The sequence below is a fragment of the Desulfacinum hydrothermale DSM 13146 genome, from assembly GCF_900176285.1.
Taxonomy (GTDB): domain Bacteria; phylum Desulfobacterota; class Syntrophobacteria; order Syntrophobacterales; family DSM-9756; genus Desulfacinum; species Desulfacinum hydrothermale.
Genome location: NZ_FWXF01000016.1, coordinates 1 through 14965 on the forward strand (window position 1 = coordinate 1; position 14965 = coordinate 14965).

Consider the following 14965-nt stretch of genomic DNA (forward strand, 5'->3'; position numbering starts at 1 on the left):
GGCCTGCAGGGCACATCGGGGGGTGTTGTGTGGCAACGCAACTATTACGAGCACATTATCCGTGATGAGGAATCCCTGAACAGTAGGGGCACGGCAGCGCCGTGCCCCTACTAGTCAATATATCCTCAACAACCCTGTACGCTGGCCCTTCGACCGAGAGAATCCTTGCGCCCTGCCAACGGAAACGAGGGTGTAAACCCCCCATATATTGCTGGTAGCAAGCAACCCGCAAGGCCCTAGAAATACCCTCCCGACGGACAGGTGTGTCCAAACTCGTCGAAATCTGTTGTCGAACGCATCATTATGACCATATCAAGCTAAAAACAGACTGCCCAGAAGCGAAAAACGATCTCCGGAACGGCAAAATAGGCTCTCTGGGAATGATGCCCAGTTCATTAGACCGTGCGTGCACTGGAATCGCTCAATTTAGGGCTAGGAAACGGCCTGAGAACCCCCAGGTTGCTCCATCCTAGTGCGGGCGAAAGGTTTGGGTCGGCCAGACCGGCCCGTGGGACCGGCCTGCAGCAGATAGGGGCGGGTTCGGAACCCGCCCCCACAAAGCTCAAAAAAGCCACAGGGCACAGTGGCATTTCAACCAGTTAGAAATCTCCCGAAAAGACTGAAAGGCCATTGTCAGACAGCCTCCTACTGTCTGAGAATTCCAAAAGCACCATGGGGCCGGTGAGATTTCAACGGGTGGGAAAGCCCCCCGAAAGGCTGAAAGGCCCTTGTGGGATCGATTGGTTTCTTTGCGTGCAGGACGGCCTTGTGGGGTGAAGGCATTTATCATTTCGGACAGGCTCCGGGAAAGGAGCCGCCCGTTGCGTTTCTTTGCAGGAATGGGCCTTGGGGGAGCGAAGGATCCTTCGCCCCCCGGTCTTTGTTGCTTGCCCCCGATCGTCTAAAACCCGAACGTCTCCTTACAGATCTCGCCCAGTTTGCCCAGATTTTCCACCACGGTGATCCCGGCTTCCTTCATGGCCTGGATCTTTCCCTGGGCCGTTCCGCTGGATCCGCTGATGATGGCGCCGGCATGGCCCATGCGGCGCCCCGGCGGGGCGGTGAGGCCCGCCACAAAGCCCACCACGGGCTTGGTCACCTGCTGGGAAACGAATCGGGCGGCCTCTTCTTCGGCCGATCCCCCGATTTCCCCCACCATGACGATGGCCTGGGTCTCGGGGTCTTCCTGAAAGGCCTGCAGGCAGTCGATGAAGTTGGTTCCATTGACCGGGTCCCCGCCGATCCCCACGCAGGTGCTCTGGCCGATCCCCTGCAGGGTGAGCTGATGGACCACTTCGTAGGTCAAGGTTCCGGAACGCGAGACCACCCCCACCGGACCGGGCTTGTGGATGGGGCCGGGCATGATGCCCACCTTGCACTGGTCCGGCGTGATGATGCCCGGGCAGTTGGGGCCGATGAGGCGCGTGCCCGAGCCCTGGAGATAATTCTTGACCGTGAGCATGTCGCGGACCGGGATCCCTTCCGTGATGGCCACCACGAGGGCCACCCCGGCGTCCACCGCCTCCAGAATGGCGTCCGCCGCAAAGGGCGGCGGCACGAAGATCATGGAGCAGTTGGCGCCGGTTTCCTTCACGGCCTTTTCCACCGTGTTGAAGACGGGAATCCCGTCCACGTCTTGGCCGCCCTTGCCCGGGGTGACACCCGCCACCACCTGGGTACCGTAGGCCACACACTGTTTGGTATGGAACTGGCCTTCCCGGCCGGTGATTCCCTGAACTAGGACTCGCGTCGATGCATCCACCCAGATACTCATGGTGCCCCCCTCCTAGGCCTTGGCGATGGCCGCTACCTTTTCCGCCGCATCCGAAAGATCTTTTGCCACGATGAGATTCAGGCCCGACTTGTAGAGAATTTCCCGTCCCTGCTCCACGTTGGTCCCTTCCATGCGGATGACCACGGGCACCTTCACGTTCACTTTCTTGGTGGCCTCCACCACGCCCTGGGCCAGCACGTCACAGCGCAGAATACCGCCGAAGATATTGATGAGCACCCCTTTCACATTGGGATCGCTCAGGATGATCCGAAACCCGTTTTCCACCATCTCGGCGCTGGCACCGCCTCCCACGTCCAGGAAGTTGGCCGGCTCGGCCCCCGCCAGCTTGATGATGTCCATGGTGGCCATGGCCAGCCCGGCTCCGTTGACCATGTTGCCGATGTTGCCGTCCATCTTGATGTAGTTCAGGTTGTACTTGGACGCCTCCACCTCCAACGGGTCTTCTTCGTCCAGGTCCCGGTAGCCCAGGATGTCTTTGTGCCGAAAGAGGGCGTTGTCGTCGAAGTTGATCTTGGCATCCAGGGCCAGGATGCGTCGGTCTTTGGTGATGACCAGGGGATTGATTTCCACCAGGGACGCGTCGTAGTCCATGCACAGTCGGTACAGGGCGTTGACCATGGGGATGAATTGCTTGACCAGATCGGCCTCCAGACGGAGCCCGTAGGCCAGCTTGCGCGTCATGAAGGGCTGCAAGCCCAGGAGCGGGTTCACATGGACCTTCACGATCTTTTCCGGCGTGGCGGCCGCCACCTCCTCGATATCCATCCCCCCGGCTTCACTGGCCATGAGCACGATGGTGGCCGTGGCCCGGTCGGGCAGAAGGCTCAGGTAAAGCTCCTTTTCGATCTCCAGGCCTTCCTCCACCAGAACCTTTCGCACCAGCCGCCCTTCCGGGCCCGTCTGGTGGGTCACCAGTGTCATGCCCAGAATGCTGTCGGCCACGGAAGTCACTTCGTCGGCCGTTTGAGCCAGCTTCACACCGCCGCCCTTCCCCCGGCCTCCGGCATGGATCTGGGCCTTGATCACCACAGGCAGCGTCCCCAGTTCCTCGGCCGCGGCCTTGGCTTCCTCCACGGTCAAGGCCACCTTCCCGCGCGGAATCGGCACCCCGTACTTCTGGAACAGCTCCTTCGCCTGGTACTCGTGGATCTTCATGGTCACCCTCTCTTTTTGGAAAACAGTGGAAACGTGCTGCCGCTTGACAATGAGACTCGAACCCGTTTGGAACCACCGCACATCCCGGTGCCCCTATCTGGGCATCTTTTCTAAAAGAAAACATTCCTAAAGTCAAAGCACCTTTGCCCTTCCCCCGGCCCCCTCCCATTGCACGCTGAGGGCATTCGGTGCTAAAAGGGACCGTTGGCGTTCACGTCGGCTCCACAACAAACTGGATTGCAAACGAGGCAAACCCCATGCAGTTCGAAACCGTCATCGGCCTGGAAGTCCACGCGCAGCTCCTCACCAAGACGAAGATCTTCTGCAGCTGCTCCACCCAATTCGGCGCTCCGCCCAACACGCACACCTGCCCGGTTTGTCTGGGAATGCCGGGCGTGCTTCCCGTCTTGAATCGCACCGTGGTGGAATATGCCATGAAGATGGCCCTGGCCACCCACTGCCGGATCCTTCCCCGGTGCCGCTTCGCCCGCAAGAACTACTTCTATCCCGACCTTCCCAAGGGCTACCAGATTTCCCAGTACGAGCTGCCGCTGGGGGTGGACGGCTGGGTGGAGATTGAAACGGAAGCGGGCCAGCGGCGCATCGGAATCACCCGGATCCACATGGAAGAAGACGCGGGGAAACTGATCCACGACGAGGCCCAGCCGGTGAGCTACGTGGACTTCAATCGCACGGGCGTGCCCCTGATCGAGATCGTGAGTGAACCCGACATGCGCAGCCCCGAGGAAGCCGCGGCCTACTTGAGAACCCTCCGAGACATCCTGCGCTACCTGCAGATCTGCGACGGAAACATGGAGGAAGGAAGTTTCCGCTGTGACGCCAACATCAGCCTGCGCCCGGCGGGCTCCAGCGGCTTCGGCACCAAGACGGAACTGAAGAACATGAATTCCTTCCGCAACGTTCAAAGGGCGTTGGAGTTCGAGGTGCGTCGGCAGCGGGCGCTTCTGGAAAAGGGAGAAGCGGTGGTGCAGGAGACCCGGCTCTGGGACCCGGGCCGGGGCGTGACGGTGAGCATGCGCGGCAAAGAGGAAGCCCATGATTACCGGTACTTTCCCGATCCGGACCTGGTCCCCGTGGAAATCGACCAGGCCTGGGTGGACGCGGTGCGATCCGGCCTTCCGGAGCTGCCGGACGCCAAGCGGGAGCGGTTCATCCGCCAATACGACCTGCCCGCCTACGACGCCCGGGTCCTGACGGCTTCCAGGGACCTGGCCGACTACTTCGAGGCGGTGGTCGCCGACTTTCCCCAGCCCAAGACGGTGAGCAACTGGATCATGAGCGAGCTCATGCGGGAGCTGAAACGGGATGAACGGGAGATCGAGGATTGCCCCGTGTCGCCTTCCCACCTGGCCGAACTCCTCCAGCTCATGGACCGGAACGTGATCAGCGGCAAGATCGCCAAGGCGGTCTTCAAGGAGATGTACGAAACGGGAGCGTCGGCCAAGGCCATCGTGGAGGCCAAGGGGCTGGAGCAGGTGTCGGACGAAGGCGCCATCGACGCGGTGGTGCGGGAGGTCTTGGCCGAAAACCCCAAGGAAGTGGAAAGCTTTCGGCAAGGCAAGGAGAAGCTTCTGGGCTTCTTCGTGGGCCAGGTCATGAAGAAAACACGCGGCAAGGCCAATCCAAGGCTCGTCAACGAGATGCTCCTGAAGGCACTGAAAGGCTGAGCTGGGCCGAGCGGCGCACGGCGCCTCGGCGTTGGAGGGGAAATCGTATGGCACGAAGGTCTTTACAACCCATCTATTGGGACGGCGACGCCGTCATGATCGTGGATCAGAGGGTTCTGCCTCACAAGGACAAGGTGCTCCGCTGCACCACCCCCCGACAGGTGATCCAAGCGATCAAGAAGATGGCCATCCGGGGAGCGCCCGCCGTGGGGATCGCGGGTGCCATGGCCTTGGCGTTGGGAGCCCAATCCATCACTGCGGCCGATCCCAAGACCTTTCGCCGCAAGTTTGTGGGCCTTTGCGACCGCGTGCGGGCCGCACGCCCCACGGGCAACAACCTGGGCTGGGCCGTGGAGGCCGTCTATTCCGTGGCGGTGGAAAATCCGGACGCGGATGTGCCGACCCTGCAGCGGCTCATCCGGGAAAAGTCCCAGCAGATCTTGGAAGAAGACATTGCAATCAACCGGGCCATCGGCCGCTGGGGCCGGCAGGTGATCCCCAAGGGGGCTCGGATTCTCACCTATTGCAATGCGGGCGCCCTGGCCACCGGGGATTACGGGACCGCCCTGGGAGTGATCCGTGCCGCCTTCGAAGCGGACCCCACCGTGCACGTGACCTGCTGCGAAACCCGACCCTTCCTGCAGGGAAGCCGCCTCACGGCCTATGAGCTCCTCCACGAAGGCATCCCCAGCACACTCATCACCGACAATGCGGCGGGAAGCCTCATGCAGCAGGGAAAAATCGACGTGGTGGTGGTGGGGGCGGACCGTATCGCCGCCAACGGAGACACGGCCAACAAGATCGGCACCTACACGCTGGCCGCATTGGCCCGGGCCAACGGTATCCCCTTCTATGTGGCCGCCCCACGGTCCACCATCGACCCCACGATCGCCAACGGGTCCGCCATCCCCATTGAAGAGCGGGATCCCAAGGAGGTCACCCACTTCAACGGCCGCCGCGTGGCCCCCAAGGAGATGGCGGCCCACAACCCGGCCTTCGACGTGACCCCCAACAAGTTGATCACGGGCATCATCACGGAAGTGGGCATCTTGAAAAGGCCCTACAGGAAAAACATCCGCCAGGCGTTGGAACAGGCTTAGGGGTCGGCCCCGGCCTGACCCTGGCCCCCTCGGCGTCTACGAAAAGAAAGCATCCAGGACTTCCTGCAGGGACCGGACGCCCAGGCAGCTCGTCCCTTGCGTTCCATGGATCTGATCCAGGTTGGTGCGTGGGCACACCACGGTTCCGAACCCCAGGGACATGGCCTCGGACAACCTGCGGGCGGCGTGCCCCACGCCCCGCACCTCCCCCGCCAGCCCCACCTCGCCCCAGGCCACCAGGTCTTCGGGAAGGGCCACGTCCAGGGTGCTGCTGACCAGCGCCAGGACGAGGGCCAAATCCCCGGCCGTTTCGCTCAGGCGAACCCCCCCGGCCACATTGACGAACACGTCCTGCTGGGCGAAGCTCAGGCCCACCTTCTTTTCCAGCACGGCCAGCAACAGGGACAGGCGGTTGGCATCCACACCCATGCTGGCACGCCGAGGCTGGGCCCACCCGGTGGGAGACACCAGGGCCTGCACTTCCACGAGCAGCGGCCGGGTTCCTTCCATGGCACAGGCCACCACCGATCCGGGCACTCCGGCGGGCCGTTCGGCGAGCAGGAAGCGCGACGGGTTGGGCACCTGCGCCAGGCCCTTTTCTTTCATTTCAAAGACGCCGATTTCGTTGGTGGATCCGAAACGGTTCTTCACGGCCCGCAGGAGCCGGAAAGCGTGGGTGCGATCCCCTTCCAGGTAGAGCACCGCATCCACCAGGTGTTCCAGGACGCGGGGACCGGCCACCACGCCTTCTTTGGTCACGTGCCCCACCAGAAAGACGCCGATCTCCTTTTCCTTGGCGACCCGTTGGAGCCAGGCCGCCGACTCGCGCACCTGAGCAACCGATCCCGGGGCGCTTTCCAGCAGATCCAGACGCATGGTCTGGATGGAATCCACCGCCACCGCCAGAAACGGTTTGGATTCCAACAGGGGCACCACCGCATCCACGGATGTTTCGGCACAGACCAGGAGGTTTTCCGACAAGCTCAGATCCAGCCGTTCCGCCCGCAGCCGTATCTGGCTCAGGCTCTCTTCCCCGGACACGTAGAGAACCGGCCCGGTTTGGCCCAGACAACTCAGGGCCTGCAGGAGCAACGTGGATTTTCCGATGCCGGGGTCTCCCGCCAGCAGCACCAGGGAACCGGGAACCAGGCCTCCGCCCAGCACCCGGTCCCACTCCTGCAGCCCGCTTCGAAGCCGTCGATCACCGCTGGTGGCCACCGCCCCCAGGGGCACGGCGCCGGCCGCCTGGCCTTCGGCACCCGCACACCTCTTGCCCATGGACACGGCGGGGACCTCCTCCACCAAGGTGTTCCACGCCTGACAGCCGGGGCATCGTCCCAGCCACTTGGGGCTTTGGTAGCCGCATTCCTGACACCGAAAGAGAGCCTTGTCCCGGGCCACTGGCAGCATCCTCCTGAAAGCTTCTGACCATCAAGCCGCACGGCAAGCCGTGGTTCGTGATGGGCCGTCCGGACCCCGCAACAAGCGATGTGCCGCGGGTGCGGCCGGCGCCATCCCATCCCGTCCGCCACCACTATAGTCAATGGCTCCCTGGTTTCGAAACAAAATGGAGAAGCCGGCCGATTTTCGGGTGGACAACGGGGCAGGGAGCGTTTAGGTTCTTGGAAGGTGAGATCAATCGTCCGGTCCTTTGGTGGCCGATGCCGAGCGCGATTGACAAGGAAAATCGGTCTGGTTTATAGTCCGCCCATCATGGGTTGAAAAGGCATGGGGGAATTCAGCGGATGCGCCCATGTCCGTCGCACTGTTTCCATGGAGGCTTTGACCAATGGCTGGGAAGAATGTGATTGAGATCAATGACAGCAATTTCGAGCAGGAAGTGCTCAAGTCGGACCTGCCCGTGCTCGTGGACTTCTGGGCCCCCTGGTGCGGCCCCTGCCGGGCCATCGCCCCGGTGGTTGAAGAGCTTTCCAACGACTACGCCGGCAAGCTGAAGGTGGCCAAGTGCAACGTGGATGAAAATCCCAACACGCCGGCGCGGTTCGGCATCCGAGCCATCCCGACGCTCATTCTCTTCAAGGGCGGCAACGTGACGGAGCAGATCACGGGCGCCGTGGCCAAGAGCCAGATCGCCGCAGCCGTGGAAAAGGTGGTTTCCTGAATCCTCGCCCAGGCAAATCGGCCTCACCAAGACGCCCACGGCGCCCGTGAGGCCGTTTTTGCGCGAAAGACCTTGCCATATGACCTCTAGTGATCTGTATGATATCGTCATCATCGGTGCCGGGCCGGCGGGACTGGCCGCCGGCCTCTATGCCAACCGAGCCCGCTACAACACGCTGGTCTTGGAAAAGGTGGGCGTCGGGGGCCAGTTGCTCTCCTACGAGAAGGTGGACAACTACCCCGGCTTTCCCGAGGGCGTCAGCAGCTTCGAACTGGTGGAACTTTTCAAGGCCCAGGCGGAAAAGTTCGGCATGCAGCACAAAAACGCCGATGTGACCGGCCTGGAAACGGACGGGCCCATCCATGTGATCCACACCAGCGAAGGAGACATGCGCGCCAAGGCGGTCCTCGTGGCCTCGGGCTGCACGCCGCGGAAGCTGGGCGTCAAGGGGGAAGCGGAATTCACCGGCCGCGGTGTCTCTTACTGTGCGATCTGCGACGGTCCCTTCTACCGGAACGCGGAAGTGGCCGTGGTGGGCGGAGGGGACACGGCGGTGGAAGAAGCCATCTATCTGACCAAATTCGCTTCGCGGGTTCACCTGATCCATCGCCGGGACGAACTGCGCGCCGTCAAGATCCTCCAGGAAGAGGCCTTTCAAAACGACAAGATCACCATTCACTGGAACACGGTGGTCGAGGAAATCAGGGGGGGAGACCAGGGGGTCTCGGAACTGGCCCTTTTGGACGTGGTCACCCGCGAGACTTCATCGCTGCCGGTGCCGGGAGTCTTCGTCTTCGTGGGCCTCCTTCCCAACGCGGATTTCGTACCCCAACAGGTGGAACGGGATCCCCAAGGCTTCCTCGTCACCGATGACGCCATGGTCACGGCCGTGCCCGGGATCTTCGCCGCCGGCGACGTGCGTTCCAAAAGCCTGCGACAGATCGTTACGGCCGTGGGCGATGGGGCGACGGCGGCCTTCAACGCCGGCCGCCACGTGGAATCCCTGTCCCACGCCGGATGAAGATCACGGCGGTTTCCAGGAGCCTGCCCATGAGCGGTTTGTTCATTGGCAAGACGCATCGGCGCCTGATCGGTGCTGCGTTGCTGGTGATGGCCTGCAGCCTGCTTTCGGGCTGCGGCACCAATCTTTTGAGCTACTACTTCGACGACCTGTTCCAATCCGGGGATACCATCGAGCGCACACCGGAGCAGCTGGCCTGGGACGGGGTCCAGGCCATGCGGGAAAAGGACTACGACGAGGCCCTGGATGCTTTTCAAAAGCTCAAGGAGCGCTACCCGTACAGCAAGTACGCCATCCTGGCCGAATTGAAGGTGGGCGACGCCTACTTTTTCAAGAAAAAGTACGCCGACGCCGCCCTGGCCTATGAAGAGTTCATCCGGCTGCATCCGCGCAACGAAGTGGTGCCCTACGTTCTGTACCAGCTGGGCATGTGCCACTTTCTGAGCTTCAAGTCCACGGATCGGGACATGGAAGAGACCCGGTTGGCCATGGAGGCCTTTAAGCGCCTCACCCAGGCCTTTCCCACGTCCCCATACGCCACCAAGGCCCAAAAGCAGATCCACGCGTGCCGAAAGCGCCTGGCGGAACACGAATTCCAGGTGGGCCGGATCTACTACCGCATGGAAAAGTATAAGGCGGCACGGCTGCGGCTCACCCGCCTGCTCATGGAATACCCCCAGGCGGTCAAGGACCTGGGCTACCACAAGGAGATTCAGGAGATCCTGGCCGATTGCCGCGCCTGTCTCAATCGGGGCGACGACGGCAAAAGCCTCTGGACCAAGCTCGGCTTCTAAAACGAATCGAAATCGCTTGACATTCCCTCCCTGAATTTCTTATGAGACAGGGGCACGCCAACGCACGAGACTGGACCCTTCCCCAGGATGTTTTTCCTGTCTCCAATCCCCGAAGCATCAAGGCGAAAGATCACAATCGACCCACGGCGGCAGGCATGCGATGGATCTTCCTTTCAGTAAACGGCCATCACACCGGAGTGTGACAGGAAAGCACGAAAGCCGCAATGACCCATGAGCCATGAGTGGCGGGTGAGCAGAGCCCCATGAACCACGCCTGACAAAGATTCTCTTTCGAACCAAGGCATATCAAGGAACGAGCCAATCGGCATCATGGTTGACCTGGTTTCCCACCGCACCCTTTTGGGATCGCGGCCCGTCCAGGAAAAGGAAAGGAGTTATGGCAGATAACCACTCGAACAACGAACCGCTCAACGCATCGCAACGAAGGGAAACCCTGCCCCGGCAGGAAATGAACCTGGTGGAGCTCAAGAAGCGCAACATCAAGGAGCTTTTGACCATGGCCCGCACCCTCCAGATCGAGGGGGCCAGCTCCATGCGCAAACAGGAGCTCATCTTCGCCATCCTGCAGACCCAGGCGGAAAGAAGCGGCCTCATCTACGGCGAAGGGGTCCTGGAAATCCTGCCGGACGGTTTCGGGTTCCTGCGTACCCAGGACTACAACTACCTGCCGGGCCCGGACGACATCTACGTGAGCCCCTCCCAGATCCGGCGCTTCACCCTGAGAACGGGGGATACGGTTTCCGGCCAGATTCGCCCGCCCAAGGATAACGAACGCTACTTCGCCCTGCTCAAGGTGGAAGCCATCAATTACCAACCCCCCGAGGCGGTCCGGGACAAGATCCTCTTCGACAACCTGACGCCCATCTACCCGGACCGGCGGATCAACCTGGAAACCGACGCCGACAACTATTCGACCCGGGTCATGAACCTGCTCACCCCCATCGGCTTCGGCCAACGCGGCCTGATCGTGGCTCCGCCGCGCACCGGCAAGACCATGCTGCTCCAGAACATCGCCAACGCCGTGGCCAAAAACCACCGGGACGCCTACCTGATCGTGCTGCTCATCGACGAACGCCCGGAAGAAGTGACCGACATGGAGCGCAATGTGCGGGCCGCCGAGGTGGTGAGTTCCACCTTCGACGAGCCGGCCCAGCGCCATGTGCAGGTGGCCGAGATGGTGATCGAAAAGGCCAAGCGCCTGGTGGAACACCGTCGGGACGTGGTGATCCTGCTGGACAGCATCACGCGGCTCGCCCGGGCCTACAACACGGTGGTACCCCCCAGCGGCAAGATCCTCTCGGGTGGTCTGGACTCCAACGCCCTGCATCGCCCCAAGCGCTTCTTCGGTGCCGCGCGCAACATCGAGCAGGGCGGAAGCCTCACCATCATGGCCACGGCCCTCATCGAAACGGGAAGCCGCATGGATGAGGTCATCTTCGAGGAATTCAAGGGCACCGGCAACATGGAGATCCACCTGGATCGCAAGCTGGCGGATCGACGCATCTTCCCGGCCATCGATATCAACCGGTCGGGCACCCGCAAGGAAGAGCTGCTGCTGCCTCCGGACGATCTGAACCGGATCTGGATCCTGAGAAAGCTCTTGTCTCCGCTGAATCCGGTGGATGCCATGGAATTCCTGCTGGACAAGATGCAGGGGACCCAGGACAACGCGGACTTTCTGGCGTCCATGAACCGGTGATGGGGAAATTCGCCCAAGAGGCACAGAGGCAATCAAAGGGAACTTTTCCCTGCTCCATTGGCCGGGCGGCGCCACGGTGGCCCATGGCGCAGGCAACAGGCGGGTTCCACCCATGACGCAAAGGATGGGGGGCGAAAAACCTTTCGCCCCCCATTGGTTTTCGGCGCCCAAAGCCCCTGCGGTCTCGGTTTATGGTTTACGGATCGCGGGTCAGGTCCCGGCACCACCTTTCCACCGCCCTTTGAAGGTACTTTCGGTGTCCCGGAGCGCCCCCCAAGCCCTTGCGGCCGAAGTTGAAGTTGATCTCCACAAAGACGGGCGGCCCGGCGTCGGGAAACATGAGGTCGTAGGCCGCCAGGTCGATTCCCAGCCGGCGGCTCAGATCCAGGCAGGCCCGGATGCCGCGTTCCTGGTCTTCCGGGGCGATCTCGTAGTCGATGGCCGCCCCTTTGGAGACGTTGTTGTAGAAGCCGCCACCTCCCACCCGGAAGTAGCTCACGGCCGTGGACCCGTAGACCACGACCCTCAGATCCCGCCCCCCGTGGTTGATCCATTGCTGGAACAGCACGGGTTCCTGGGCCGGAAGCCGTTCCAGCTTTTCCCATACCCCGGCCGGATCGTGGACGGGAAAGACAGCGCTGCCCCCGCCGCCCGAGTCCCCTTTGAGGACCGCGGGAAAGCCCCAAGGGCTGCCCCAGGTGCGCAAAACGCTCCAGGCGTGTTGGCGGTTTCGAAAGACCCAGGTGGCCGGATGCCGCACCCCCAGCCGCCGAAAGGCCAGGATCTGCCGCGCTTTGCCGTGCAGGGAGCGCGCGGCCTCCAGGCGCGGAAACCACCGGCGGGCCAGCCGGGTCACGGCCACATAGCGCCAGGGGGAGACGTAGCCGGGCAGCACCACCCCCCGGGCCCCCCGCAGGAGAGCACGGACCTCCGGGTCCTCCAGCGGTGCGAAAAGCGACAGGTTGTGGTCCAGCGATACGTAGGGACTCAGGGACACAAAATAGGGATCTCGACGAAAATTCACTTGAAAGACAATCCTTCCGCGTTATAATTGGGAGCTCTTGAAGCGAGAACCCATACGGAGGCAATCATGAAAAAGGACATTCACCCCGAATACCATCAGACCGTGATTCGTTGTGCCTGCGGCAGCGAACTGGAAACCGGATCCACCAAAACAGACATCCGCGTGGAAATCTGTTCCAAGTGCCACCCGTTTTTCACCGGCAAGCAAAAGCTGGTGGATACCGAGGGCCGGATCGAACGGTTCCTGAAAAAGTACGAGAAATTTCAGAAAAAGCAAGAAGAACAAAACAACTAGCCGCCGCCCGGACTGCCTGCCCGTCCATGCAGAAGTCCGGGTTTTTTGCGCCTCGATTCCGATTGACCACTTGAGGTGTGAGGCGGGCCGCGGTTTCCCGATCCGGAAGCACGGACGACGTACCGCGGGGCAACGGATCACTGATCAAGGATCCTGGACGCCATGTTCGACCGATTGGCCGCGTTGGAAGAGCGGCATCAAGAGCTGGAAGCCCTACTGAGCCGGCAGGACATCCTGGGCAATCCCGACGAGTACCGCAAGATTGCCAAGGAACACGCCGAGCTGTCCCCCGTTGTGGACACCTGGAGGCGGTACCGCAAGCTGGAAGAGCGGCTCCGGGAGAACCAGGAACTGCTGCGGCTCGAAGACGATCCCGAAATGCGGGAGTTCATCCGGGAGGATATGGCCCAGCTCCGAGAGGAGATGGAATCCCTCGAACTGGATCTCAAAAAGATGCTCGTCCCCAAGGATCCCAACGATGAAAAGAACGTGATCCTGGAGATTCGGGCCGGCACCGGAGGGGACGAAGCCGCCCTCTTCGCCGCGGATCTTTTCCGCATGTATTCGCGCTATGCCGAAAGCCAAGGGTGGAAGATAGAACTGCTGGACAGCCATCCCACGGGCATCGGCGGCTTCAAGGAAGTGATCGCGGCCATCAACGGCAAGGGCGCCTACAGCCGTCTCAAATTCGAAAGCGGCGTGCACCGGGTCCAGCGTGTTCCGGAAACCGAAAGCCAGGGACGGATCCACACGTCCGCCGTCACCGTGGCCGTGTTGCCCGAAGCGGAAGAAGTGGACGTGGACATCGACCCCAACGACCTGCGCGTCGACGTGTTCCGTTCCTCCGGACCGGGCGGACAAAGCGTGAACACCACAGACTCGGCGGTTCGCATCACCCATCTGCCCACGGGACTCGTGGTCACGTGCCAGGACGAAAAGTCCCAGCACAAGAACAAGGCCAAGGCCATGAAGGTGCTGCGCGCCCGCCTGCTGGACAAGATACGTTCCGAGCAGGAAGCCAAGATCGCCCAGAACCGCAGGAGCCAGGTGGGATCCGGAGACCGCAGCGAGCGAATCCGCACCTACAATTTCCCCCAGAACCGGGTGACCGACCACCGCATCAACCTGACCCTCTACAAACTGGAAGAGATTCTGCAAGGCGCCTTGGACCAGGTGATCGACCCGCTCGTGGCCACCGCCCAAGCCGAAGCGTTGCAGGAAGGAACGTAATGGCATCCTCGGGGCGTTGCCTGGACTTGCCCGTGGCAACGGATGGCCTTTCCTTCCCGCTCAGTTGAAACAGCCGGCCCTTCTTCAGCCTGCATCCATGGAAGAAACCTGGACCATCCTGAAGGTCCTGCAATGGACCACCCAATACTTTCGGGGCAAGGGCCTGGAACAGCCCCGGGCCGACGCGGAAGTCCTGCTCGCCCACGCGCTGGGTCTTCGCCGCGTGGATCTGTACCTGCGCTTTGACCAGCCGCTGCATCCCGACGAACTGGCCCGCTACCGGGAACTCATCAAACGGCGGACGTCCCATGAGCCCACCCAGTACATCACCGGACGACAGGAATTCTGGTCGCTGGAGCTGGAGGTGAACCCGGCGGTGCTCATTCCCCGCCCGGAAACGGAGCGTCTGGTGGAGCTGGCCCTGGAGGCGTTTGAAGAGGAGTCCCTGCGCGTTTTGGACGTGGGCACGGGATCCGGGGCCATCGCCATCGCGTTGGCCACGGAACGGCCGGGTTGGGCCGTCACCGCGTGCGACATCTCCTTAAGCGCCCTGAAGACTGCCCGGCGAAACGCCCGACGCCACGGCGTGGCGGATCGTATCGCCTTCGTGGCATCGGACCTGACGGCCGCCTTTCGGCCGAGCCCCCCGCCCTTCCACCTCATCTGCGCCAACCCCCCCTACGTGGGCGATGCCCAATGGGACGGCCTGGCTCCGGAAGTAACCCACCAGGAGCCGGAGACGGCCCTTCGGGGCGGCGGGCCCCAAGGGACGCACGTGCCGCGAAAGCTCCTCCGAAACGCTTTCCCGCTCCTCCTTCCCGGAGGTATGCTCCTGATGGAGTTCGGACAGGGCCAGGAGGAAGTCCTGGCCCGGGAGGCCCGGCAGCTTCCGGAAGCGGCCAAGGTGGAGGTGGTGCGCGATTACGCCCACATCCCGCGGATTCTTTGCGTCACCCGGCGCCATCGGGGCGCTCGTTTCTCATCCCCCCTCCCCCATCCCGATTCCACGGAAGGTTGACATT

Annotated in this window: 13 protein-coding genes; 9 read left to right on the plus strand and 4 right to left on the minus strand. The window is 62.2% G+C overall.

All coding sequences use genetic code 11. The annotated features are described in order from the left end of the window. Positions 1–901: 901 nt before the first annotated feature. Positions 902–1774, minus strand: coding sequence for a succinate--CoA ligase subunit alpha (sucD, locus tag B9A12_RS12770; protein ID WP_084058452.1), 873 nt, complete (start codon positions 1772–1774; stop codon positions 902–904). 12 nt (positions 1775–1786) lie between these two features. Further along, positions 1787–2950: an ADP-forming succinate--CoA ligase subunit beta gene (sucC, locus tag B9A12_RS12775; protein WP_084058454.1), complete on the minus strand. Its 1164-nt coding sequence runs from the start codon at positions 2948–2950 to the stop codon at positions 1787–1789. Between the two features lie 257 nt (positions 2951–3207). Here sucC and gatB point away from each other — a divergent pair, with 257 nt between their 5' ends. Next, positions 3208–4638 carry an Asp-tRNA(Asn)/Glu-tRNA(Gln) amidotransferase subunit GatB gene (gene gatB, locus B9A12_RS12780; protein ID WP_084058456.1) on the plus strand — a complete coding sequence of 477 codons (1431 nt, stop codon included), beginning with the start codon at positions 3208–3210 and terminating at the stop codon, positions 4636–4638. A 47-nt stretch (positions 4639–4685) separates the two neighbouring features. Next, entirely contained in the window at positions 4686–5738 is a 1053-nt protein-coding gene (gene mtnA / locus B9A12_RS12785; protein WP_084058458.1) for an S-methyl-5-thioribose-1-phosphate isomerase, read from the plus strand. Positions 5739–5774: 36 nt separating this feature from the next. On the opposite strand, the gene radA is transcribed toward mtnA, so the two are convergent. Then, positions 5775–7148, minus strand: coding sequence for a DNA repair protein RadA (radA, locus tag B9A12_RS12790; protein ID WP_084058460.1), 1374 nt, complete (start codon positions 7146–7148; stop codon positions 5775–5777). Positions 7149–7527: 379 nt separating this feature from the next. On the opposite strand from radA, the gene trxA reads away from it, so the two are divergent. The 4 genes from trxA (at position 7528) to rho (ending at position 11395) form a co-directional block, all read left to right on the plus strand. Continuing rightward, positions 7528–7860, plus strand: coding sequence for a thioredoxin (trxA, locus tag B9A12_RS12795; protein WP_084058462.1), 333 nt, complete (start codon positions 7528–7530; stop codon positions 7858–7860). A 79-nt stretch (positions 7861–7939) separates the two neighbouring features. Continuing rightward, entirely contained in the window at positions 7940–8881 is a 942-nt protein-coding gene (gene trxB / locus B9A12_RS12800; protein ID WP_139796624.1) for a thioredoxin-disulfide reductase, read from the plus strand. A 29-nt stretch (positions 8882–8910) separates the two neighbouring features. Next, positions 8911–9675 carry an outer membrane protein assembly factor BamD gene (locus B9A12_RS12805; protein ID WP_170920587.1) on the plus strand — a complete coding sequence of 255 codons (765 nt, stop codon included), beginning with the start codon at positions 8911–8913 and terminating at the stop codon, positions 9673–9675. 469 nt (positions 9676–10144) lie between these two features. Then, a complete protein-coding gene (gene rho, locus B9A12_RS12810) occupies positions 10145–11395 on the plus strand; it encodes a transcription termination factor Rho (protein ID WP_084058565.1) in 1251 nt (416 codons plus the stop codon). Between the two features lie 196 nt (positions 11396–11591). Here rho and B9A12_RS12815 read toward each other — a convergent pair whose 3' ends face one another. After that, positions 11592–12419: an ATP-grasp domain-containing protein gene (locus tag B9A12_RS12815; RefSeq protein ID WP_084058466.1), complete on the minus strand. Its 828-nt coding sequence runs from the start codon at positions 12417–12419 to the stop codon at positions 11592–11594. Positions 12420–12485: 66 nt separating this feature from the next. On the opposite strand from B9A12_RS12815, the gene rpmE reads away from it, so the two are divergent. The 3 genes from rpmE (at position 12486) to prmC (ending at position 14961) form a co-directional block, all read left to right on the plus strand. After that, complete coding sequence (rpmE, locus tag B9A12_RS12820) at positions 12486–12713, plus strand: 50S ribosomal protein L31 (RefSeq protein ID WP_084058468.1); 228 nt, start codon at positions 12486–12488, stop codon at positions 12711–12713. Between the two features lie 162 nt (positions 12714–12875). Continuing rightward, complete coding sequence (gene prfA, locus B9A12_RS12825; protein WP_084058470.1) at positions 12876–13943, plus strand: peptide chain release factor 1; 1068 nt, start codon at positions 12876–12878, stop codon at positions 13941–13943. Between the two features lie 97 nt (positions 13944–14040). Further along, positions 14041–14961, plus strand: coding sequence for a peptide chain release factor N(5)-glutamine methyltransferase (gene prmC, locus B9A12_RS12830; protein ID WP_084058566.1), 921 nt, complete (start codon positions 14041–14043; stop codon positions 14959–14961). The last annotated feature ends 4 nt before the right edge of the window (positions 14962–14965 follow it).